27 protein-coding genes are annotated in these 22,871 nt (G+C 49.2%); 14 read left to right on the top strand and 13 right to left on the bottom strand.

What is annotated here, in order from left to right:
* Positions 1-4 precede the first annotated feature (4 nt).
* Positions 5-931 carry a LysR family transcriptional regulator gene (locus OGW16_RS11680; RefSeq protein WP_047412423.1) on the bottom strand — a complete coding sequence of 309 codons (927 nt, stop codon included), beginning with the start codon at positions 929-931 and terminating at the stop codon, positions 5-7.
* A gap of 220 nt (positions 932-1,151) precedes the next feature.
* On the opposite strand from OGW16_RS11680, the gene bssR reads away from it, so the two are divergent.
* Positions 1,152-1,535: a biofilm formation regulator BssR gene (gene bssR / locus OGW16_RS11675; protein ID WP_006685335.1), complete on the top strand. Its 384-nt coding sequence runs from the start codon at positions 1,152-1,154 to the stop codon at positions 1,533-1,535.
* Positions 1,536-1,637: 102 nt separating this feature from the next.
* Positions 1,638-2,735, top strand: a complete 1,098-nt coding sequence (locus tag OGW16_RS11670) for a PQQ-dependent sugar dehydrogenase (protein ID WP_075144940.1) — start codon at positions 1,638-1,640, stop codon at positions 2,733-2,735.
* 5 nt (positions 2,736-2,740) lie between these two features.
* Here the strand turns inward: OGW16_RS11670 and OGW16_RS11665 are convergent, their stop codons facing one another.
* A complete protein-coding gene (locus tag OGW16_RS11665; RefSeq protein WP_075144939.1) occupies positions 2,741-3,367 on the bottom strand; it encodes a glutathione S-transferase family protein in 627 nt (208 codons plus the stop codon).
* Between the two features lie 328 nt (positions 3,368-3,695).
* Here OGW16_RS11665 and dacC point away from each other — a divergent pair, with 328 nt between their 5' ends.
* The gene (gene dacC, locus OGW16_RS11660) at positions 3,696-4,898 is read left to right on the top strand and encodes a serine-type D-Ala-D-Ala carboxypeptidase (RefSeq protein WP_032944358.1); all 1,203 of its coding nucleotides are present in this window, start codon (positions 3,696-3,698) and stop codon (positions 4,896-4,898) included.
* 45 nt (positions 4,899-4,943) lie between these two features.
* On the opposite strand, the gene deoR is transcribed toward dacC, so the two are convergent.
* Together deoR and ybjG are read right to left on the bottom strand one after the other, a co-directional pair.
* Positions 4,944-5,702 carry a DNA-binding transcriptional repressor DeoR gene (deoR, locus tag OGW16_RS11655; protein ID WP_047412413.1) on the bottom strand — a complete coding sequence of 253 codons (759 nt, stop codon included), beginning with the start codon at positions 5,700-5,702 and terminating at the stop codon, positions 4,944-4,946.
* A gap of 64 nt (positions 5,703-5,766) precedes the next feature.
* Entirely contained in the window at positions 5,767-6,375 is a 609-nt protein-coding gene (gene ybjG, locus OGW16_RS11650; RefSeq protein WP_043015719.1) for an undecaprenyl-diphosphate phosphatase, read from the bottom strand.
* 297 nt (positions 6,376-6,672) lie between these two features.
* Here ybjG and OGW16_RS11645 point away from each other — a divergent pair, with 297 nt between their 5' ends.
* The gene (locus OGW16_RS11645) at positions 6,673-7,905 is read left to right on the top strand and encodes an MFS transporter (RefSeq protein WP_043015720.1); all 1,233 of its coding nucleotides are present in this window, start codon (positions 6,673-6,675) and stop codon (positions 7,903-7,905) included.
* Between the two features lie 28 nt (positions 7,906-7,933).
* On the opposite strand, the gene OGW16_RS11640 is transcribed toward OGW16_RS11645, so the two are convergent.
* The 3 genes from OGW16_RS11640 to OGW16_RS11630 form a co-directional block, all read right to left on the bottom strand.
* Positions 7,934-8,215, bottom strand: coding sequence for a hypothetical protein (locus OGW16_RS11640; protein ID WP_043015721.1), 282 nt, complete (start codon positions 8,213-8,215; stop codon positions 7,934-7,936).
* Between the two features lie 107 nt (positions 8,216-8,322).
* Positions 8,323-9,138 (bottom strand): Cof-type HAD-IIB family hydrolase, encoded by an 816-nt coding sequence (locus OGW16_RS11635; RefSeq protein WP_286518473.1) that lies wholly within the window; start codon positions 9,136-9,138, stop codon positions 8,323-8,325.
* Positions 9,138-10,346 (bottom strand): MFS transporter, encoded by a 1,209-nt coding sequence (locus tag OGW16_RS11630; protein WP_047412405.1) that lies wholly within the window; start codon positions 10,344-10,346, stop codon positions 9,138-9,140. Before OGW16_RS11630 ends, OGW16_RS11635 begins: the two co-directional genes overlap by 1 nt.
* Before the next feature lie 85 nt (positions 10,347-10,431).
* On the opposite strand from OGW16_RS11630, the gene OGW16_RS11625 reads away from it, so the two are divergent.
* Positions 10,432-10,992, top strand: coding sequence for a TetR/AcrR family transcriptional regulator (locus tag OGW16_RS11625; protein WP_043015724.1), 561 nt, complete (start codon positions 10,432-10,434; stop codon positions 10,990-10,992).
* Here OGW16_RS11625 and OGW16_RS11620 read toward each other — a convergent pair.
* From OGW16_RS11620 to OGW16_RS11600, 5 genes are all read right to left on the bottom strand, one after another.
* On the bottom strand, positions 10,979-11,776 hold the full coding sequence (locus tag OGW16_RS11620) for an SDR family NAD(P)-dependent oxidoreductase (RefSeq protein WP_286518472.1): 798 nt from the start codon (positions 11,774-11,776) through the stop codon (positions 10,979-10,981). The two genes, OGW16_RS11625 and OGW16_RS11620, sit on opposite strands and share 14 nt — an antisense overlap.
* Before the next feature lie 267 nt (positions 11,777-12,043).
* Positions 12,044-12,355, bottom strand: a complete 312-nt coding sequence (gene bamE, locus OGW16_RS11615) for an outer membrane protein assembly factor BamE domain-containing protein (RefSeq protein ID WP_052951303.1) — start codon at positions 12,353-12,355, stop codon at positions 12,044-12,046.
* A gap of 126 nt (positions 12,356-12,481) precedes the next feature.
* Positions 12,482-13,528, bottom strand: a complete 1,047-nt coding sequence (locus OGW16_RS11610; RefSeq protein ID WP_080625508.1) for a phage integrase — start codon at positions 13,526-13,528, stop codon at positions 12,482-12,484.
* Positions 13,529-13,608: 80 nt separating this feature from the next.
* Complete coding sequence (locus OGW16_RS11605) at positions 13,609-15,060, bottom strand: KAP family P-loop NTPase fold protein (protein ID WP_080625507.1); 1,452 nt, start codon at positions 15,058-15,060, stop codon at positions 13,609-13,611.
* On the bottom strand, positions 15,061-15,624 hold the full coding sequence (locus tag OGW16_RS11600) for a phage repressor protein CI (protein WP_080625506.1): 564 nt from the start codon (positions 15,622-15,624) through the stop codon (positions 15,061-15,063).
* A 146-nt stretch (positions 15,625-15,770) separates the two neighbouring features.
* Here OGW16_RS11600 and OGW16_RS11595 point away from each other — a divergent pair, with 146 nt between their 5' ends.
* The 3 genes from OGW16_RS11595 to OGW16_RS11585 all read left to right on the top strand — a co-directional run bounded on the left by OGW16_RS11595 (position 15,771) and on the right by OGW16_RS11585 (position 16,790).
* The gene (locus OGW16_RS11595; protein ID WP_080625505.1) at positions 15,771-15,974 is read left to right on the top strand and encodes a regulator; all 204 of its coding nucleotides are present in this window, start codon (positions 15,771-15,773) and stop codon (positions 15,972-15,974) included.
* A gap of 65 nt (positions 15,975-16,039) precedes the next feature.
* A complete protein-coding gene (locus OGW16_RS11590) occupies positions 16,040-16,549 on the top strand; it encodes a phage regulatory CII family protein (protein WP_080626332.1) in 510 nt (169 codons plus the stop codon).
* 7 nt (positions 16,550-16,556) lie between these two features.
* A complete protein-coding gene (locus tag OGW16_RS11585; RefSeq protein WP_080625504.1) occupies positions 16,557-16,790 on the top strand; it encodes a phage filamentation protein Fil family protein in 234 nt (77 codons plus the stop codon).
* Here OGW16_RS11585 and OGW16_RS11580 read toward each other — a convergent pair.
* The gene (locus OGW16_RS11580) at positions 16,738-17,196 is read right to left on the bottom strand and encodes a hypothetical protein (protein WP_080625503.1); all 459 of its coding nucleotides are present in this window, start codon (positions 17,194-17,196) and stop codon (positions 16,738-16,740) included. The two genes, OGW16_RS11585 and OGW16_RS11580, sit on opposite strands and share 53 nt — an antisense overlap.
* Before the next feature lie 220 nt (positions 17,197-17,416).
* On the opposite strand from OGW16_RS11580, the gene OGW16_RS11575 reads away from it, so the two are divergent.
* The 6 genes from OGW16_RS11575 to OGW16_RS11545 all read left to right on the top strand — a co-directional run bounded on the left by OGW16_RS11575 (position 17,417) and on the right by OGW16_RS11545 (position 22,857).
* Positions 17,417-17,758 carry a DUF5347 domain-containing protein gene (locus tag OGW16_RS11575; RefSeq protein ID WP_080625502.1) on the top strand — a complete coding sequence of 114 codons (342 nt, stop codon included), beginning with the start codon at positions 17,417-17,419 and terminating at the stop codon, positions 17,756-17,758.
* Positions 17,759-17,825: 67 nt separating this feature from the next.
* A complete protein-coding gene (locus OGW16_RS11570; protein WP_080625501.1) occupies positions 17,826-18,059 on the top strand; it encodes a DUF2732 family protein in 234 nt (77 codons plus the stop codon).
* Positions 18,059-18,286 (top strand): TraR/DksA family transcriptional regulator, encoded by a 228-nt coding sequence (locus tag OGW16_RS11565; protein ID WP_080625500.1) that lies wholly within the window; start codon positions 18,059-18,061, stop codon positions 18,284-18,286. The genes OGW16_RS11570 and OGW16_RS11565 overlap by 1 nt, the downstream gene beginning before the upstream one ends.
* Before the next feature lie 19 nt (positions 18,287-18,305).
* Positions 18,306-20,687 (top strand): replication endonuclease, encoded by a 2,382-nt coding sequence (locus tag OGW16_RS11560; protein WP_286518471.1) that lies wholly within the window; start codon positions 18,306-18,308, stop codon positions 20,685-20,687.
* Positions 20,688-21,317: 630 nt separating this feature from the next.
* A complete protein-coding gene (locus OGW16_RS11550; protein WP_080625498.1) occupies positions 21,318-21,893 on the top strand; it encodes a phosphoribosyltransferase in 576 nt (191 codons plus the stop codon).
* Between the two features lie 4 nt (positions 21,894-21,897).
* On the top strand, positions 21,898-22,857 hold the full coding sequence (locus OGW16_RS11545) for a DNA-processing protein DprA (RefSeq protein WP_420921582.1): 960 nt from the start codon (positions 21,898-21,900) through the stop codon (positions 22,855-22,857).
* The last annotated feature ends 14 nt before the right edge of the window (positions 22,858-22,871 follow it).

Here is a 22,871-nt window from a genome sequence, read left to right as displayed (position 1 = left end):
GATTTTATAACAGGGAGGCAGTTTGCAAATCGGCGAGAATGGGGGAGAGGATCTTATGGGTATTGCTGTCTTTGCGCGATGAAGCAAACACACTAAATTGCGGCAGGGGAAACGGCGTGTTTATTTTTTTCAGCCCATACAGATGAGCATGTGTTGCAAATACCTTTTCCGGGATCACCCCTATACAATGGGTATTGGAGACAATCGTCAGTATCGCCGTAAATGATGAGGTAAGCAGGCAGCGCTCCCCGGTTCTGAATTTTTTATCCACAATGCTGCGATGGTAAATGATTTTTTCATTCTTGGTATTATAACCCACCAGGTTCGCGTTTCTGAATTGCGCTTCGCTAATGGTGCTGCCGTATAAAGCGTTATTTTTTGATGCCGCCAGTACCAGCCGCATATCGCATATTTTCTGGCATGAAAGGCTTGCTGACTCAACGGAAAAAGTTGAAAAAACGGCATCTGCCTGGCGCATATTCAATAACTCAATAATGCTCTGTTCATTCAGGTCGGCGGTGAGGTGCAGGAGACTGATATCGGCGTCGGTATCGATTATCCTGGCGGTAACTTCGGGAATGACGATAGGGGAAATAAAAGATTCCGTGTAGAGCGTTAGCCTTTTTTTGGCGGCAGGCGTGGAAAGCGGCATCAGCGACGACAGTTTGTCGATAATTGGGATTGTATTATCATAAAGCTCATCAGAGTAGACCGTCGGTAACAGCGCATTTCCGCTGCGGACGAACAGATTATCCCCCATCATTTCTCGCAGTTTTCTCAGGGACTGGCTGACGGCAGAGGGCGAAATGTTCAACATGTCCGCGACCCTGGAAATGCTGCCGACGCTATAGATCAAGCAGAAAATCGTCAGTAGATTGAGATCAATTTTTGATAGCGTGCGAATTTTCTCTGCATCATTTGCTTTCGACATACACCCCTCATAATCAGCGCCACGGCAGTAATCACATCAGGTATAGCAAAAAATGTCAGGCCAGTCAGACACTGACCATTTTCGCTGAGCACACCGTCTGGAGTTGTAACATTGTAAATTATGTTAATCAATTGAGCTTTGTTGATGTAGGACATCTATTTGTTCAAAAAACAACCATACTATTAAGTTGCACCATGGTTGGAAAGAGGAGGAACAAAGTATGGTTGTTGACAGACTGAGAACCGATCTTCTCAACAAATTGATAAACGCCCGTATCGAACTTGCCGCTTATCTGCTGTTGAGAAAAGCGAAAGGCTACATGTCAGTTAGCGAGAGCGATCGTCTGCGTGATAATTTTTTTGTGCTGAATCGCGAATTGCACGAACAATCACAGCTTCACGGTATGCATCTTGATCAGGAAGAGTGGAATGCCCTTCATCGTGCTGAAGGGGCGTTAGCCGCCGCCGCTGTTTGTCTTATGAGTGGACATCACGATTGTCCAACCTTCATCGCCGTTAACGCAGAGAAACTGGAAAACTGCCTGACAACGCTGACGCTGAGTATCCAGTGTTTGCAATCTTATCCAACGCTGGAACACGTCTGAATCAGGGGGAGGGCGCTCCCCCTTTTCGTTAAGATTATGTAAATATGGCAGGATAATTCCCCTTGCTGGCTACGCTTTATGCAGAGCTATTCAGGAGGTGTTATGCGTCGACTCTTTCTCTGTGCTATTCCACTTGCGCTATTTTCCACTTATGCCGCCGCGGTAAAAGTGGAAGTGCTGCAAACCAAACTCGATCACCCGTGGTCGCTGGCTTTTTTACCCGACAATCGCGGTATGCTCATTACGCTTAAAGGCGGCCAGCTTCGACTCTGGCAGCCAGAGAAGGGGATTTCCGACCCACTGACCGGCGTGCCCAAAGTCTGGGCAAATGGTCAGGGAGGACTGCTTGATGTGGCGTTAGCACCGGATTTTGCACAATCTCGCCGGGTATGGCTGAGCTTTGCTGAAGCTGATAGTGAAGGTAAAGCCGGCACGGCGGTAGGTTACGGGCGGCTGAGCGACGATCTCAAACATCTGCAAGGATTCCAGACCGTTTTTCGCCAACAGCCGAAGCTCTCTACCGGAAACCATTTTGGCGGACGTATGGTATTTGATGGTAACGGCTATCTGTTTATTGGCCTCGGTGAGAATAACCAACGAGCCAGCGCACAGGATCTGGATAAGCTGCAGGGTAAGGTGGTACGACTGACCGACGAGGGGAAAATTCCGCCGGATAATCCGTTTGTGGGCAAGACGGGGGAGCGGGCAGAGATTTGGTCATATGGTATCCGCAATCCGCAGGGGATGGCGATGAATCCCTGGAGCGATACCCTGTGGCTCAATGAGCATGGTCCACGCGGGGGCGATGAAATCAATATCCTGGAGAAAGGAAAAAACTACGGCTGGCCGATCGCGACCTGGGGCGTTAACTACAGCGGTCTTAAAATTCCGGAAGCAAAAGGTCAAATTGTTGCTGGCACTGAGCAACCCATCTTTTACTGGGAAAAGTCACCGGCAGTCAGTGGAATGGCTTTTTATAACAGCGACGCCTTCCCTCAGTGGCGGCAGAAGTTGTTCATCGGCGCGTTGAAAGATAAAGAACTGATTGTGCTGAGCGTCAAAGGGAATACCGTCACCGAAGACGGTCGTCTGTTACAGGAACGGGGACAGCGGATCCGTGATGTCCGCGTCGGACCAGACGGTTATTTATATGTATTAACCGACGAGTCCGACGGGGAATTACTAAAAGTGAGTCCCTGACCTGGTTAGCTGACCGGGATCATCACGACTTTTTGAAACGCCGGGCGCTCGGTCAGTTGTTGATACCAGCGCTCCAGATGTGGGCGCGGGGTCCAGCTCAGGCCAACATTGAACAGGTTGTAGATGAACGGCGCAACGGCAATATCTGCGGTACCAAATTCAGCTCCGGAGAACCATGACTGGTCCGCCAGCGCGTTATCCAGAATGGCAAACAGGTTATCGCAAACCTGAGCGCCCGCCTCGATGGCCGCCGTGTCGCGCTGATCGGCAGGTGTTCTGACCAGACCAAATAAGATAACCCGATGCGCAGGGCTTAGCGTCTGGTTCGCCCAGTCCATCCATTTTTCACCGACAGCGCGCGCAGCCGGAGCATCAATCCACAAACGCTTTTGTCCGTACTGAGCGGCCAGATAGCGGACAATGGTATTGGATTCCCATAGCACAACGCCCGTTTCATCATCGCGTAGCAGCGGGACAAGTCCGTTGGGGTTCAGTGCCAGATAGTCGGCATCGCGGTTACCGCCATGCTGTCCGCCCGCCAGAATTTGGTTATACGGCAGTTCCAGTTCCTCGAGCGTCCACAATACTTTTTTTACGTTGGTCGAGTTATTGCGACCCCACAGTGTAATCATAGTAACCCCGCAAATTAATTGAGCAGCTTTATGGCTGCAGATGCCATCTGACGAGCTCACATGGTGGGGTAAACCTAATATTTACGCAACAAAGTCTAAAAAAATCGTGCCAGGAGCAGCGCAGCGCGGCGTTATTGCATAAACTTTAAAAACTTTACCAACTTACGGTTTCTTTAAGCTCGTTAGTGCGTTATTACTCACCGCACTTATTTTACACGTCATCCATCAGACCTTTTCTGCATGGGTTGGCCGAGGTCGTTTGGCCGGTTTTGTGTAAACACGGTGTGGTATGACGTGGTTTTTTGGAATGGATACTCGGGTGGCATTTATGACGCAATACTTCTCTTCACTTCGCAGCTTTGCTGCAGGTTCTGCACTCTTAATCCTCTTGGCGCCGACCGTACAGGCGGCGGAGCAACCGACGGCCCCACCGAGCGTGGACGCGCGCGCGTGGATCCTGATGGATTACGCCAGCGGCAAAGTACTGGCGGAAGGTAATGCTGATGAGAAACTGGATCCTGCCAGTCTGACCAAAATCATGACCAGCTATGTGGTCGGTCAGGCGCTAAAGGCCGGGAAAATTAACCTCAACGACATGGTCACGGTGGGCAAAGACGCCTGGGCGACCGGTAACCCGGCCCTGCGCGGTTCGTCGGTCATGTTCCTCAAACCTGGCGATCAGGTTGCGGTGTCCGATCTGAACAAAGGCGTTATTATTCAGTCCGGGAACGATGCCTGTATCGCACTTGCTGATTACGTTGCCGGTAGTCAGGAATCCTTCATTGGCCTGATGAACGGCTACGCAAAAAAACTGGGGCTGACCAACACCACTTTCCAGACGGTGCATGGCCTGGATGCCGCAGGACAGTTCAGTACCGCACGTGATATGGCGCTGCTCGGGAAAGCACTCATCCACGATGTACCGGAAGAGTATGCAATCCACAAAGAGAAAGAATTTACCTTTAATAAAATCCGCCAGCCGAACCGCAACCGTCTGTTGTGGAGCACCAACCTGAACGTGGACGGTATGAAAACCGGGACCACTGCCGGGGCGGGATACAACCTGGTGGCTTCCGCAACTCAGGGCGATATGCGCCTGATCTCCGTGGTGCTGGGGGCGAAAACCGACCGCATTCGTTTTAATGAGTCAGAAAAGCTGCTGACCTGGGGCTTCCGCTTCTTTGAAACCGTTACGCCGATCAAGCCGGATGCGACTTTTGTGACCCAGCGCGTCTGGTTTGGCGATAAGAGCGAAGTTAATTTGGGCGCTGGAGAAGCAGGTTCGGTGACCATCCCGCGTGGTCAGCTCAAAAACCTGAAGGCCAGCTTTACCCTCACCGAGCCACAGTTAACCGCGCCGCTGAAGAAAGGTCAGGTTGTGGGCACTATCGACTTCCAGTTGAACGGGAAATCTATCGAGCAGCGTCCGCTGATGGTGATGGAAGACGTTGAAGAGGGCGGATTCTTTAGCCGCATGTGGGACTTTGTGATGATGAAATTCCACCAGTGGTTTGGTGGCTGGTTCTCTTAATCTTCGCGTTTGCCGGATGACGCTATCGCCATCCGGCAGCATCTCTTAATAAATCAGCTTTATACGTTGCGCTTTCGCGTACTCAACAAACGCCTCGTCAGGACGGCTGTCGCTGATGATGGTATCAAAGCATTTTACTTCACCCATCCTCGCAGGGCGCACCTTACCAAATTTGCTGTGATCGACCACCAGCACGTGATGCTGCGCCATCGACATCGCCCAGTGTTTCACCGGCAGCTCTTCCAGGTTAAAACAGGTCGCGCCTTTCTCAATATGAACGCCTGCCGCGGAATAAAAGGCGATATCCGGACACAGATTGTTCAGCGTTTCCTGGAAATCGAGCGGTTTGAAAATCGCGTTGCTGGCATGGAATTCGCCACCACACAGAATAACGCGGCACTGCGGTTTTTCCTGCAACACCAGAAACGTATTTAACGAGTAGCAGATTGCGGTGAAAGGCAATTCATTGTCGATGGCTTCAATGATCCACGGCGTGGTGGTGCCACAGTCGAAAAAGATGGTCTGGTGTGCCTGAACGAGGCTTGCCGCCTGTTGGGCGGCGCGACGTTTTTCATCAACCAGCCGGGATTTTTGATCGCTAATTAAATAGTGATTTGCGCTGCGGGGTTCCAGAACAATATAGCCCCCGAGCAGGACGACGGGAGCATCGTTATTATTCAGGTCGCGACGAATGGTCATCTCGGATACACCCAGCAGCGTCGCGGCTTCTTTGAGGTGTAATTTATCGCTGCGTTTCAGCGCCTGCAGTAATTGACCAATACGCTCATCGCGTCGAGTTTCCATAGTTCCCCTGGAGAGTAGAATAAGTGCTCTGTGCCGCGCTTAATATTACTCTTTTTACCGTGGGTTAGTCACGCACCCAGCCTTTACGGATGGGCAGAGCGAAGCAGGCGCGATAGCAATTTTGCAAGCCGAGATACAGGGTTGCGCCAAAGCGCTGCCAGATCATCTGGGCACTCAGACAGCCAATCAGTCCGGCGAGTAATCCTCCCAGCATATCCAGCGGCCAGTGTACGCCAAGGTAGACCCGCGACCAGGCAATTGCTACGGCAACGCCCATCAGCAGAGCGCCCGTCCAAAGGCGATGCCAGAACAGGAAAGCGAGGGCAAAGGTAAAGATAACCGTACCGTGATCGCTCGGGAAAGAGTCATCCGCTGCATGATGCAGGAAGTTGTAACCGATGTGGTTAACAAACGGACGATCGTGGGGGAACAGATGTCCCATCAGCCATGAAATCGTCAGCCCGACGATGAGCGCAATCGCCATTTTGATGACCAACTGACGCTGGAGCATAACCTGGTCGCGCGGTCCCCAAAGCCAAAGTACAACGGCTAACAACGGCACGATGCTAATCAGGTCTTTGGCAATAAAAATCGCCAGCGATATCATCCATTGCGCAGAGTCCGGCGTGGCATTGATGAGATAAAAAAGTGAGTTGTTCAGATTTTCCAGCATAACGTCCAGACTCAGTGTAATCGTTTAAAGGCCCATAGGGGGGAGAGCATAAAATTGCTTTCGCGGAATAAAAAGCGGTCTTGTCTTATTTGTCTGCTAAATGACTATTTTTAAGACAGTTAATGAGACTTATTGAGCATGATAGCGGCCTCAACTTAAATTAACCTTAAAGCCAAATCTTCGTGAGCAAATGAGTGTAAAAATGTGCGCATTTTGCTTTCAAATCACATAATTCACTATCACCAGTACGGCGCATTTATTACACTTTGCGCGATTTTTCTATAGTTAAGAGATTGCATGCAGAACCGTTTATCTTCAGGCGCCCGTTTGGGGCGTCAGGCATTACTTTTCCCTCTCTGTCTGGTGCTTTACGAATTCTCTACTTATATCGGCAACGATATGATCCAGCCCGGAATGTTGGCGGTGGTGGAGCAATATAACGCCGGATTAGATTGGGTACCCACATCGATGACCGCCTATCTGGCTGGCGGCATGTTTTTGCAGTGGTTGTTAGGACCGCTGTCGGATCGTATTGGACGTCGCCCGGTGATGTTAACCGGTGTGCTGTGGTTCATTGTGACCTGCCTTGCGACCCTGCTTGCGCAGAATATTGAGCAGTTTACCTTCCTGCGTTTTTTACAAGGGATAAGCCTGTGCTTTATTGGCGCGGTGGGTTACGCCGCAATTCAGGAATCCTTTGAAGAAGCGGTGTGCATAAAAATAACTGCGTTGATGGCAAACGTAGCGCTGATTGCGCCACTGCTGGGTCCGTTGGTCGGCGCAGCCTGGGTACATATTCTGCCGTGGGAAGGGATGTTTATCCTGTTTGCCGCTCTTGCCGCCATCTCCTTTTTTGGTCTGCAACGGGCGATGCCGGAAACGGCAACCCGACTTGGCGAAAAGTTATCCATTAAAGAGCTGGGCAAAGATTATAAGCTGGTGCTGAGGAACGTACGCTTCGTGGCTGGCGCGTTGGCATTGGGATTTGTCAGCCTGCCGTTACTGGCGTGGATTGCGCAGTCGCCGATTATCATCATCAGTGGTGAACATCTCAGCAGCTACGAATATGGCCTGTTGCAGGTGCCGATTTTTGGCGCGCTGATTGCCGGTAACCTGGTGCTGGCGCGCCTGACTTCGCGAAAAACCGTACGTTCGCTGATTATCATGGGCGGCTGGCCAATCGCCGTCGGGCTGGTGATTGCCGCAGCGGCCACGGTGGTATCATCCCATGCATATCTATGGATGACGGCAGGTTTGAGCATCTATGCGTTTGGCATTGGCGTGGCGAATGCGGGACTGGTACGTCTGACGCTGTTCGCCAGTGAAATGAGTAAAGGTACGGTTTCCGCCGCCATGGGGATGTTGCAGATGCTGATTTTTACCGTTGGTATCGAGCTGAGTAAACATGCTTATCTGCTGGGAGGGAACGGTTTGTTCAGCCTGTTCAATCTGGCAAGCGGCGTACTGTGGCTGATTCTGATGGTTATCTTCCTGAAAGATAAACGGGTAGGGGATTCACGGGAAGGTTAAAGCCCGGTTGCCCGGGCCTGGCGACAACTTAGTGGTGATCGTCAATCTGATGTTCGATAACCATCCCTTCACCGACGCTTGCAACATGTCGCGCATAAGGATGTGCGCGATAAACAGGAGCCGGGGCAGGTGCCGGAGCAACATACACCGTTTGCGGCGCGGAAGTCACACTGACCGCCTGCGGAACGCTGACGGAAGAGGGTACAACCACCACCTTGTAACCGCTGGGAACATCAACAGTAACGCTTTGCGCAAATGCTGTTCCCGCAAAACCCAGCAACAATGTCGCCATCAGTATACTTTTCTTCATAATCCGCTCGCCTGAAATATTCACCGGAAGTAATAATCCAGTGGGTTAATTTGAGGCGGATTATGAATAGATCATGCCATTATTTTGTTGCCGTCTGTGCTGAGGCATTAATGCGTAAACGGTGCTTCATTCTTTAACACGCGGTCGATAATATCCAGCACAGCCTCTTCGTTGTTCGACCCCGCGCGATATTTAGCCGCCTGGACAACCGGTTCATGGGCGTTGGCCATTGCAAAACTAAATCCTGCCTGACGCAGCATTTCAATATCATTTCCGCCATCGCCAAACACAACAACCTCATCGTCGTTAATATTCCAGCGGTGTTGCAGCAGGCGCAGACCATTTGCCTTATGCACGCCGGGAATAATTAAATCGATACTGCCGTAGCCGGTATGCACCGGCACCATAATGTCGCCAATGGCTTCATGCAGATCAGCCTGCACCTGCGGGATACGGTCGTCGGAAATATTCAACCCGAACTTGAAGAAAACGTCGTTAAGATCGTCAAAATTATCTACAAATTCAAGACGATGATAATACATGGCGGAAACAGTTTTATGCTCGTCGCTGTACTGCTTCAGCGTATAGGCGCTGCTTTTACCGCAGGCAATAATGTCGATATCCGTACGGGTCAACAGATGATCCACGATGGCATGAAAATCGTCTTTCGCCAGCTCGCCGTTAAAAACATCTTCGCCTTCACTGACCACCCAACCGCCGTTTTCGGCAACAAATGAGATTTCACTTGCCAGTTCAGGGAAAAAGGAGATTAGCTGGTAATACTGGTTGCCGCTGGCGACCACGAAGCGGATCCCTTGTTCTTTCATCTGACGATATTGCGCCATAAAGCGCTCACGGTTATAGGTTTTTTGGTCGCTTAAAAATGTGCCGTCCATGTCGACCGCAATTAATTTGATACTCATTAGCTGTTCTCCATCACAGTGGTATTTTTGAGATCTGGTTTCGCCACAGCTTTTGCGACGATGGCGGCGACAAGCACCAGCGCCAGCACCACCAGCATAGCGCTGCGCAGGCCGTAGTGTTCACCCAGGTAGCCCAGCAGTGGCGGTCCTACCAGGAACGCCAGATAGCCGGTCGTTGCGACAACGCTGACGCGGGTTGGCGCATCGGGGCCGGTGTCGCTGGCAGCCGAAATGGTCAACGGGAAGCCCAGTGATGCGCCGAGTCCCCACAGAATAACGGAAACACCTGCCACCCAGGAGCTGTCGACAAAAATAATCAGGCTAATTCCGAGTGCGCCCATCAGCGCACTGGCACGCACCACCGCGACGCGGCTATAGCGGTCGATGAACCAGCCGCCGGTAAATCGTCCAACGGTCATACCCAACGTAAAGCCGGCATAAATCAGCGAGCCTGATGTCGGGCTAAATCCATGTCCGTCCACCATTAGCAGCGGAAGCCAGTCGTTGGCGGAACCCTCAGCAAATGCCATCGCCAGCACCACGACGCCAATCAGCAATAGCTGGATATCGCGATAAAAAGGCAACCCTTTTTCGCCGGAGTGAGTTCCGTCAGCGGCATTTTTACCCGTGCCGTCAGGAATCGCTTTGATAGCGATGAAGATAGGGGTGATTGCAACCATCGCCGCCAGCAGAATATGCGCGGTCGCCGGGACGCTGAAGGCGGTAAGCATCATTCCGACCCCTGCACCTGCCAGCGTTCCCAGGCTGTAAAAACCGTGCATCATCGGCAGCACGGTTTTATTCATTTCGCGCTCAACTGCCGCACCTTCGACGTTGATGGCGACTTCTGCCGCGCCAAAACTGGCACCAAATACGCCCAGGCCAAACGCGAAAAGCCAGGCGGAATGCAGCCAGAGCGCCCCGCTGAGGATTGCCATTCCGAGAACTGCGCAAGACATGGTGGTGCGGATCACTTTACGCGTGCCAAATCGTTTCACCAGCCAGGCCGAACAAAGAATGCCACTCATCGAACCGATAGAGAGTCCAAATAGCACCGCGCCCATTTCAGCGGTGGAGATGGAGAGAATATCTCTGATGGCAGGGGTACGCGTTGCCCAGGAGGCCATTAATAATCCTGGTAAAAAGAAGAACGTGAACAGCGCCCAGGTACGACGTCTTAAGGCTTTGCGTGATGAGATGCCAGTCATGAATTCGAGCCAAAGAAAAGAGGAAAGAAGACAACATTAGCAAGGTTGTGTACATTTGTACACAAATGCAAGAAGAGGTAATGCAGTGCGACGTGCGAACGATCCGCAGCGGCGGGAAAAAATAGTTCAGGCAACTCTGGATGCGGTAATAGCCCATGGTATTCATGCGGTTACACATCGCAAGATTGCGACAATTGCTCAGGTGCCCCTAGGGTCTATGACCTATTACTTTTCGGGTATCGATGAGCTTTTGATGGAGGCGTTTGGCCGTTTTACTGACAGGATGCTGCTGCAGTATCAGGCCTTTTTTGCCGACGTTAAGGATGCGTCGCAGGCTTGCCAGGCTATTACCGATATGATTTACAGCTCTCAGGTCACCACGCCTGACAACATGGAGCTCATGTATCAGTTATATGCCTTCGCCAGCCGTAAACCGGCGCTAAAAACGGTGATGCAAAACTGGATGCTACGAAGCCAACAAACGCTGGAGCAGTGGTTTGACCCGGTGACGGCGCGGGCGCTGGATGCGTTTATTGAAGGGATGACGCTGCATTTTGTCACGGACAAAAAACCGCTGCAGCGAGAAGATATTTTGCTGATGGTGGAGCGTATAGCGGGCTTGTCCGCGACAGTCAGCTCTGGGTAGCGCCCCCGGTAATATTCACCACCGTGGCGGTGATTGCTGCTGCATGGTCTGAAGCCAGAAAGGTCATTACCTCAGCAATTTGAGCAAGCGTAGGCAGGCGCCCGAGCATGGTGCTTTGCGCCGCGCCCGCTAACCATTGATCGACGGTTATCCCCATTGATTGCGCTTTTGCGGAGAAAATCTCTCCGGTATACGAGCCGGCCGCTACCGCGTCCACAATCGCATGTGATCGCACGCCGACGACCCGAACATTTGCCGGCCCCAGTTCGCTGGCGAGCGCTTTAATAAATGCCTCTGTTCCCGCACAGCCGACGATGTGACCCAGATGTCCAGGCATCGCCATCGGGGCCGCGGGCGCGACAACGGTGAGAATGACACCCGCTCGATCGCCGCCCATGTGCGGCGTTACAGATTTTGCGATATTGAACTGCGCCGAGAGGAAAGGGGTGATACCGCCCATAAACTCAGGGAGGGATAATGCCTCAATGCGCTTACCCTGCTCATGCATAAAGCCGGTCGCGTTAACTACCACATCTATTCCACCGGTTTGCTGCGCAAGTTGAGTAATTTGTTTTGATGCGTCGTGTTCGTCGAGTACATCGGTGATAAAGGTATCGACGGTACCGCCTGCTGTTCGAAGGCGACTGGCCGTCCAATCCAGCTTTTCCTGACTGCGCGCGCCCAGGTACACATGGGCACCTTCGCGCGCCATGGCCTGCGCAACCGCACTACCAATAGCCCCGCTGCCACCGAAGATCACCGCGACTTTGCCTGCGAGCAACATAGCTTACTCCCGTCACCATTAAGCACCGAGTAAAAGTATGTGCCATAACCGGCGTGCTGCAAATATAGAGCGATATTTCCGGGGGAGGAAGGAGGGAGGCAAAATACAGGCAACAAAAAACCCATTTATGTAAACGGGTTAGTAAAAACAATGACTTGTAGAATAATCAATAAGTTAGTTTGGTGGTAAGAAGTGACGACTAGGGGGCATTGCCAATCGCTGCCGCCACTTTGCCGCCACTAACGTTTAACTAACTAATGTCGCGTATTAAAATACCACAACACCTTTGACGGGAGCTCCTGCACCACGGATTTCGCCGCTTCCATAAGAGACGACTTTCCCGTTTTCAAAGGTAACGTAGTAATCACCCTTATCCCATCCCCAACCAGATGTTAACCGGTTGCTGTACTGGATTTGTTCGCTGTTACCTTTAACTGCATCACCATCAGGGGTTCCAAGCAAATCAATTACTTGTTGTTTTGTCATGCCAACCTGAACATTGTGAATTTTTTCACCAGTAGTACAGCTTGCTAAAACTGCTACGGTAAAGCCGATCATCATTAATTTTTTGAAATTCATTTCTCAGTCTCTATGGATTGTGAGCAGTAATTATTTACCAACCAATATTATGTGATATTGATCACGCACTAGAGGACTCAATGATTCCATGAATAATTTTTAATAAGCTGGTACAGGATGAGCACTCTATATCCGGGGCATGTCAACGTTTGTTGGTGCCATAGGCAATGTTGCCAGGGGATTAAAACGCAATGCTGTTTCGAGGTGGTCAGGTGCTAAGTGCGCGTAGCGCATGGTCATTTTTATGTCGTGATGCCCAAGGATTTTCTGCAGAGCCAGGATGTTTCCGCCAGACATCATAAAGTGTGCTGCGAACGTATGGCGCAGAACGTGTGTTAGCTGACCGCGTGGAAGCACGATAGAAGTCTTATCCATTACAGATAAAAACTGGAAGTAGCAGTCAGTGAAGAACCTGAAACCGTCCAGGGCAATGATTTCCTCATACAGCTCTTTGCTAATCGGAATGCTGCGGTTCTTTTTGCCTTTTGTCCTGACAAACGTGATCCGGTATTTCGTGACCTGAGAACGGGTCAGGTTCACCGCTTCGCGCCAACGTGCTCCGGTGCTCAAGCAGATTTTGACGACAAGAGCGAGCAGGGGGCTTTGGCGTTGACAGTCAAACAGAAGCTCTGTGATTTGTTCATGTGTCAGCCAGGCCATTTCTTTTTCGGCAATGGTGAATTTGCGCATGTTCTCCAGCGGGTTCGGCGCTGTCCATTCACCTAGTCGGGCCAGCTCGCTAAAGACTCCGCTCATATAGCTTTGCTCAAGATTGATAGTCACCGGGCTGGCTCCTTGCTTCCACTTTTCGCTGAAGTAGATTTCACCTGTCAGGCGTTTATCGCGATAGTGCGCGAACATTTTGGATGTTAAATCGGTGGCGAGGGGATTTCCGAGAGCTTCGACCATCAGGATCAGCTTGTCGTAAACATGCTCGCCAGCGGTCAGAGATTTGCCGTGCAGTTTGAACCAGAGTTCAACGACGTCTTTCAGAGTTCGGCGATCTACCGATTCACCCAGCCAGGGCTTAGCTTCAGTTTCCTCCATTATGTGCCGTTCAAATGCTAACGCTTCACCTTTGGTGGCGAATTGCTTACGCACACGCCGTCCGCTGCGCCCGGCGGGGTAGCATTCGCATATCCATTTACCTGTGTCGAGTTTTCGTACTGCCATAAAAAAGCCCTCATGTCTGAGGGCTAAATTTAACTGTATATTTAAACAGTGGTCAATGTATGTTTAGGTGAACTCATACATCAATCAAATGTTGTGCTCAGTTCAATTAAATCGAAATATTGATGAATTTTTAGTTCACTTTCATTGTACCGGCTTTTGGCGTATCCCATTTTGAGAAAGTTCGCTAATGATTCCTCCTGAGACAATTCTCCTTCCATCCAAAGTTCTGGAGTATTGTAAGGTCGCGTGCCAACAGGTGCGGTTCTTGCTATCGTTAAGGTGTTCCAAGCAGTCTCTATGTAAAATAGAACATTTGTTGAAATTTCTTTTTGTTTATACGTATTACTATAAACACCACCATTAGCTTGGAAGTACTTGACTTGTGTAGTTTCATAAGATAAATCAAATGATAAATCTATCTCTGTGTTGAGAGGACTAGGAATTAGCTTTTCTTTTGATTTTATTTTTGCATATACATCATGATCTTTGAAATTAAATGCAGATAATATCAACATTAGATTGGGGTCAAATGTTTTATTTGACGTGATAAGTATGTCTATTAGCCTCTCGTATATTTTTACAGCGTCTCTGATGTTTATTTTTATGGATAATAATATGGATGAACAATTTTTAACAAATGATGTGATGTCATGTGGGCATGGAATTAATTTTTCACGTAAAGAATTAAATTCCGAAATTATGTTTTCACCTGTTTTTGTTAATAGTAAGTCTTTGTATTCTGGCGTTGGGAGAAGGAATCGACGGTCAAAAAACCTGCTTAGATAATGACTTGCTGAAAAATTAGTGCCATATATAACTTTTATTGAATGCTGTAATTGTTGGGTGTCAGTGGCAATAATAAATACTACGCCAGGGATGTTAAAAATATGCTTGGAGATTTCTAAAAGACTAATGGAAAAATCGGGCCTACATCTATCAAGTTCATCAATTATTATAAATAATGGAAGCTCTTTATCTATTCCATCTTTTCGCCCAATGAATTCAACCCAACGACTAATTCCTTTTCTTACTGTCTCTATTCTCGTTGATTTTTCTGCGTGTATTTCTATTAGCTTAGATGATAAGTCTTTAGTTAGGTCAGAAAAGGAGTCAACCCCTGTGAACTTTTGTATTAATCCATCAATAATAACTGGTGCCGCTGTTTTTAGCAAAGGACCGACATTCTCAATTGTTGAATTGATTAAAGCAGTAAAGCTATCAGATTGACCAGATAATTGATCTTTAATTCCACTAAATACTGTGAGCAATGGGTCTTCAGTAAAATCTTCTTTCCAAGCATCAATGTATATTGTGGGATGGTAGTGGGAAATTGTCTTGGCTAGGCGTTTAGTAAAATATGTTTTTCCAGCCCCCCATTCCGCATTAATGTTAACTACGAGATTGGATTTAGCACCGCGTGCAGCACAGATTTCATAAAGATATTTTGCGTACTTTTTTCTGTCCAATGTATCTGCAGGCAATTTTTCACCAAGAAATTCGTCATCTTGATCCCAATTCCACTCAATATCCATTTAAGCCTCACTTATTACAGCTTGAATCTTTGCAACAGGTTTAATAACATTTACATCACACTCAAAAGAAAAACCATCTTCAGACACCATTGCCTTTTTGACAGGTATCAAATTGATTTTTTTTATGCTTAGTTTGCCTTCAATCTCAACTAACCATTGACCATCAGAAATGGTATTGTCTTCTCGATCACAGATGTATATATGTTGGTTAGTTTTTATCGCTAATACAGATTTAATTTCTTTGAGAAGGAAAATTGGGGCAATCTTGTGGGTCCCAAGTGCAATAACCTCTCCATTTTTTAGCTCATGGATTTCAACGTCTATCAACGAGTTGACTGTTGTGGTTTTTAACTCACCTTTTCCTGATACCAACCAATCAATTGAAGTTCCTGTTTCTACAACGCATTGAAGCACCCAATCTGCAGGGAAAATGTCACGCATGTAGCGCGTTGCCATTGTACTTTTTGAAACCCCTAAGTGGTCACATAGCGCCTGTCGGGTTGTAAACCCATACGCCTCAACCAAACGCTCAATCACTTTCTTTCCGCCGCCATTGAAATCCAAGAGACCTCCAAAACAATCTTAAATACATTGACAGATTCCAAAAGCGATCTTAAGGTTGAACTTGAAGTGTTCTTTTGGAGCCTTCACAACTAATCACGTTAAACAACGGCTCGCCACAAGCCGAACTAAAGAAGGAATGTTGCACCATGCCCCATAACATTTCAATCACTCTGAACACACCACACGTCACAATTGAACGCTATAGCGAACTTACTGGGCTTCCAGTCGATACGATCAATGACATGTTGGCTGATGGTCGCCTTCCACGCCATCGTCTTCGTAAAGATAAAAAACGAGAAAAAGTCATGATTAATATGGCTGCACTGACTGTAGATGCTCTTTCGGCCTAAGAAACGTTTACTTATCGTAATTCTTTTTCAGGTTCTATTTTGCGATAAGTTCGGAGATGAAAACTATGTTTGATTATAAAGTTTCCAAACAAAGACATTTTGATGAAGCCTGCCGGACTTTCGCTTTGCGTCACAACATGTCGAAGCTGGCAGAACGCGCAGGTATGAACGTTCAGACTCTACGTAATAAGCTAAACCCTGAGCAACCACATTTGCTCACCGCACCAGATATCTGGTTGCTCACCGATCTCACCGAAGACTCAACATTGGTTGATGGATTTCTGGCGCAAATTCATTGCTTGCCATGTGTCCCGGTAAACGAAGTTGCAAAAGAGAAATTACCGCATTACGTCATGAGTGCTACCGCAGAAATAGGTCGTGTTGCTGCCGGAGCTGTCTCTGGTGATGTGAAAACTACTGCAGGCCGTCGCGATGTAATCAGCAGCATTAATTCAGTTACGCGTTTGATGGCACTGACCGCAGTTTCATTACAGGCGCGTCTACAGGTAAATCCAGCGATGGCTAGTGCGGTGGACACCGTGACGGGCCTCGGCGCTTCGTTCGGTCTGATCTGAGGTGCTTATGCTGACGAAAGAACCATCTTTTGCATCACTTCTCGTTAAGCAAAGTCCTGCAATGCACTGCGGTCACGGCTGGATTTACTTACCTGATGGGAAAAAGTGGCATCCGTGTATTGAACAGTCTCCCCGGAAGCAGGCTGTCCGGGGAATAGGTAAAAAGAGATTGCTACAACGTCTAAGTTTTAACGTGGCAAGCATCCTGCAAACCAGGCGAAAAGCTTTTCCTGGAAGCTGAGCTTAGTGTCGTCAGTCCGACCACATGCAATAGCTGCTCTTTTGTAGGCTGGATTTAACAAAGAACCGAAAGGTGCGGAGTCAGAGTGATGCAGCGTTTTCAATTTTTGTGCGATCAGTTCCGGGGTCAGTTCATCTCCAGCATAAAGCAATTCCCCGTACTGGCGGCTTTGTACGGTAGCACGCTCGGAAATAATTGCGGGTTGCCACACAAGTTGAATTGTTGCGATTACAACAACGGGCAAAGCGAACAACCATTCCAATCCTGTATCGGCAAATACTGCAGTACCGCTAATAAGCTGGATAGCTGTCATCAATTTGTCAGCCCTACCGTGAAGCGTTGCCGTCATTGCCTCAAGGTAATAGCAGTAATGCAACTGGAAATATTCGGAGCTTTGTTTAGTCATGCCGGATTCCTATTTTTTATCTTGCCCCGGTTCTGGCTTAGGTGCAGGGGCAGGACGAGGCAATACATGGAAGTTGTCAGAGTCTGACATCAGATTTCTCCTTCGCGAGGTAGATGATTGTTGGCGCAAATAGTCTACCACCAAGGCACGCGCCGGGCGTGTGAAAAAATTCCCGGCACAACTTTAAATAGGTATATGTACGATGAGACAGGAGGGGGTAATGGCTATTGATGGCTCGGCGGCAACTGTTCCACTAAGCCCCGGCAAACGCCTGGACGGACTGAACCATATTGCAGAACTACGTGCAAAAGTGTTCGGCCTGAATATTGAGTCGGAGCTTGAACGGTTCATTGAAGATATGCGAGACCAAAAAGATGTTAACAATAAACAAAATGAGAGGGCACTGGCAGCCATATTTTATATGGCAAAAATTCCGGCAGAACGTCATTGCGTCAATATTAGTGATCTGACTACTGACGAAAAACGGGAACTGATTAAAGCAATGAATCATTTTCGTGCAGTGGTGAGCTTATTTCCAAAACGGCTAACCATGCCGAATTAATCCACAACAGAAATTAATGGCGTAAACCCGCCGGGCTTCTTATTGCCCAAATTCAGGAGAAACAACAATGCGAAATATTGAAACCCGTATCACCAAAACAGGACCAGATGATGCTGGCCTTAATCAGATGCTGACTGATGCGCGCATGGAAGAACGCTGGGCACGTGCCTCGGCAATGGCAGCCCGTCTTGATAGCCTGGCTTGCCATATCACGTCACGCCAGCTTAACCACGTTGAAGCGGCGGAGCTGCTGCGTATTGCGGCTGAAAATATTCAGAACGAAGCGCAGGAGATCCACTGATGGCTGATTCAATGGACCTCGTACAACAGCGCGTTGAAGAAGAACGCCAGCGCCACATCCAAACAGCTCGCAGCCGAAAGACTGGGGCTTCTTCTCTGGAGTGTGAGTGTTGCGGAATCGTCATCCCGGAACAGCGTCGTGCTGCAGTGCCGGGCTGTGATCTCTGCGTCACCTGTCAGGAAATAGCAGAGCTGAAAGGGATGCACTACACCCGAGGTGCTTTGTGAGCTTCGGAGTCTTCCAGTGATGTCTGAGCTACTAAAAGATAAAGGCGGTCCGACTGTGACCGCCGTGGCCTTTCCATGGAATACCCCAAAAAAAGCGGTTAACCCGTATCTGGAACCGGCGGACGTTGCGCCGGTGTCTGCACTTTCAAACCTGATCACTCTGTACGCTGCGGATAACGAGCAGGAGCAACTGCGCCGTGAGGTGTTGAGTGATGAGGTTTGGGAACGCTATTTCTTTAATGAATCCCGTGATCCTGTCCAGCGTGAAATAGAGCAGGATCAGCTAATTAGCCATGCCAAAATGGCCCGCGAACAGCAGCGCGTTAATCCCGATTTAGTGATTATTGCCGATGTAAGCGCCATGCCTGCCCATATCAGCAAGCCTCTGCTGGAGCGGATTAAATACTTCCATAGCCTGGGCAAGGCTAAAGCTTACTCCCGCTATCTGCGCGAAACAATCAGGCCTTGTCTTGAGCGGCTGGAGCGCGTGCGTGACAGCCAGGTGTCTGCGTCTTTCCGGTTCATGGCGAGCCAGGACGGGCTGGAGGGGCTGCTGGTACTGCTTGAAATGAATCAGGAGCAGGTCAAGCGCCTTTCCACGCTGGTTGCGGCACATATGAGCATGTGTCTTGATGCGGCTTGCGGTGATCTGTTTGTCAGTGACGATGTTAAACCAGAAGAAATCCGCCAGGCATGGGAAAGGGTTGCTGCAGAAGCCATGCGCCTTGAGGTCATCCCGCCTGCCTTTGAGAGGTTGCGCCGCAAAAAGCGCCGCCGCAAGCCGGTGCCTTATGAACTTATCCCACCGTCGCTGGCGCGCATGCTGTGCGCGGACTGGTGGTATCGCAAATTGTGGCAGATGCGCTGCGAGTGGCGGGAGGAGCAGCTGCGCGCCGTCTGCCTGGTCAACAAGAAAGCGTCCCCGTATGTCAGCTATGAAGCCGTGATACACAAACGCGAGCAGCGTCGCAAATCGTTGGAGTTCTTCCGCTCGCATGAACTGGTCAACGAAGACGGTGACACGCTGGATATGGAAGATGTGGTGAACGCCAGCAACAGCAACCCGGCGCACCGCCGTAATGAAATGATGGCCTGTGTTAAAGGGCTGGAGCTGATCGCGGAAATGCGTGGAGACTGCGCAGTGTTCTATACCATCACCTGCCCGTCACGCTTCCACGCAACCCTCAACAACGGCAGACCTAATCCGAAATGGACCAGCGCCACGGTCCGGCAGAGCAGTGACTATCTGGTTGATACATTCGCCGCTTTCCGCAAGGCCATGCACAAATCCGGGCTGCGCTGGTACGGCGTCCGCGTTGCAGAGCCACATCATGATGGCACCGTGCACTGGCATCTGCTGTGTTTTATGCGCAAAAAAGACCGCCGCTCCATCACTGCGCTGCTGCGTAAGTTTTCCATACGTGAAGACCGCGAGGAGCTGGGCAACAATACGGGACCGCGTTTTAAGTCTGAGCTAATCAACCCGCGTAAGGGGACGCCGACCAGCTACATTGCCAAATACATCAGTAAGAATATCGACGGGCGTGGGCTGGCTAAAGAGATCAGCAAAGAAACAGGCCGGTCACTGCGTGACAGCGCCGAGCACGTCACCGCCTGGGCGTCGCTGCACCGAGTTCAGCAGTTCCGTTTCTTTGGTATTCCGGGGCGTCAGGCATATCGCGAGTTGCGCTTGCTGGCTGGTCAGGTCGCGAGAGCGCAGGGCGAGCACAAAGTGGGTGCGCCGGTACTGAATAACCCGCGTCTGGATGCGGTGCTGGCAGCAGCTGATGCGGGCTGCTTTGCTACCTACATCATGAAGCAGGGCGGTGTACTGGTTCCCCGCAAACATCACCTTGTCCGCACGGCTTATGAGCTTAACGACGAACCGAGCGCCTACGGCGATCACGGTATCCGTATCTATGGCATCTGGTCCCCGATTGTAGAGGGCAAGATTTGCACGCACGCGATGAAGTGGAAAAAGGTTCGTAAGGCCGTTGACGTTCAGGAGGCGACAGCCGACCAGGGCGCTTGCGCCCCTTGGACTCGTGGCAATAACTGTCCCCCTGTTGAAAATTTGAACCAATCAGGGGGCGATTTACCAGAAGCCAGTGGACCGGAGCTGCTGCCGGATCTTCATAATCTGAGCGCGAAGGAACGGCGGGAGCTGACGGCGCGGCTGAGATTGGTAAAACCGAAGCGGCGGAAAGGGTACAAACAGCAGATTAGCAATCATCAGCGCCAGCAGCTTGATGCTGAACTGAGATCTAGGGGATTTGATGCGAATGATACCGAGGTGGATCTGCTTCTGCGTGGCGGCAGTATCCCGTCCGGGGCCGGGCTGCGTTTGTTCTACCGAAATCAGCGACTGCAGGAAGATGATAAATGGCGGCAGTGGTACTAAGAGGGCTGGAATGAGGCTATCTATTAATCAAAGGGTTAGCCGAGTAAAAAACTATTTCAGCTTTAAATACATATGATGTACTGTATAAATAAACAGTAATATTAGGAGGGAGTTGTGAACGATTTGTTCATGGAGTCACTTGCACTGCAACGGATAGAACTTATGGCCCGGCTGGTCGCCAGCTCAGATTGTAGCGATGACGACAAGGAGGTGGCGATCTCCTGGCTGTCGGAGTTGACGAGTGATCTGGTTACCAGGCTAAACGAGTACGGAGTAAGGCAAGATGAAAACACGCATTAGTGATTTTGCACCGTGGGAATCTCCCTCCCATACAGCATACGGCGACTTGATAACGCAGTGCATGTCTATGGTGCATGGATTCGCATGATCCAAAAAGGATCGCAATGGACCGGGGCCGCCAGAACTGGCGCGCTTTCCGATCCGTCATGCACCTGCATGAAAACCACGCCATAAAGCGGGCAGGCGTGGCGGGGATACGAGCGCGCGCAACGTTAGTTGGCTGTTCATAAATAAAATGTGATCGATAAGAATGTTCTTAATTTTGTATTTGTTTTTGAAACATCGGTTCGCTTAACATGGATGTTATCGAGACAAAAATGAGAGTGAAGAATGCTTTTACCCGTGAGCGTGACATCATGTGGCTTTTATCATCCTTATTGGTATCAAGGGGAACGCAACCCCCACAATGATGAGCTATCAAGACAAATGATGGATTTCAAGGATGAGGATAACCGCAATCATCAAAGAGCTATCAACCGTTTTTCTGAGTTAGCTATCGACAAAGTTGGACGATTGGTGATTCGAGGAGGTGGTGGGCGTTTTGTTGAAAGTCCATTTTCGATAGCTATTGTTCCTTCACATACCGCAGGCCGGATTTCCCCTGCATTGATCGAAGTTGCAGAGCGCGTTGTTCGTACTTATCGTCGTGGTAATGTGGACTGTTGTTTAGAGAGAACCCGTACTGTCCCCAGCGCCCACAGAGAGGGCGGAGATCGTTCAATTTCTGGTCATATGTCGACTATCAGAGTTAAGGGCGGTAACTTGCGCGGACGAAATGTGTTATTACTAGACGATGTCAAAACGACAGGGGGGAGCCTGTCTGCTTGTTTTTATTTACTGGAGTCTGCAGGTGCAGGTGTAACAATTCCATTGTCGCTGTTGGAAACGGCAACTTATGAGGAGTAAAGAAGTGCACTCAGATGAATTAAAAAATACACTAGGATTAGCAATTCAGATCGGAAAGTTAGCATCTGACCAAAGTGTATTGAAATTCTTTGAGCTTATTGATTTTGAAAGGATTCGTGATATTCGCGATTTGACTCAAATGGTCAACAGCCATGGTTTGTTGAAAGAAATTATTTCTGAAACGGATTTTTTAATCGCAAATGCAGAGCTTGAAAATCATCATTCTCATGGTATAGAACTCGTGCCATTCGGGTCTGAGTATTATCCTTTAAGTTTAGCGTTTACTCCAAATCCTCCTGCAATATTGTATGTTAAAGGTGGTAAAGATATCCTCACTCAATTGCCTGGTGTTGCAATCGTAGGATCTCGTGACATCTCTCCTGCTGGAGAGGAAATAACTAGAAGAATAACATGCCAAATTGTAGCTGCTGGATATATTGTTGTGAGTGGCTTGGCTATAGGTACTGATGCAAATGCCCATAAAGCAGCATTACAGGCGAAAGGGAAAACCATAGCTGTTTTAGCTCATGGGCTCGAAGAAGCTAAGCCAAAGCAAAATAGCAGGCTTGCTCAAGAAATCATTGAGAAGGGGGGGGCATGGATTTCAGAATATCCTATGGGACGTCCCGCTCAAAAACAATCCTTTGTTCAAAGGAATCGAATACAAGTAGGCTTATCGGCGGGCTCTATACTGATCGAAGCTGCGCTTAATAGCGGAACAATGACGCAGGCAGATTTTGCAAATAAAGCTAAGCGTCCAGTTTTTGCTGTTGTACCACATCAACCGAATAATCCTTTAAATCTTAATTGTGAAGGTACGGTTGATTTGGTAAATAGTAATATGGCAAGGCCGCTAAAGACAAAGAGAGATTATGAAAGTGTCATCATGATTATAAATGAGTCGAGAGATGCTTTGTTGCGTCTTAAGCGACTAGAGAAACAAAACACTCTGAATTTAATGTGAGCCTCAAATGAGGC

It is taken from the genome of Citrobacter sp. Ce104, assembly GCF_030334595.1.
Lineage (GTDB): Bacteria > Pseudomonadota > Gammaproteobacteria > Enterobacterales > Enterobacteriaceae > Citrobacter > Citrobacter europaeus.
This window is presented reverse-complemented; position numbering and strand designations above follow the sequence as displayed.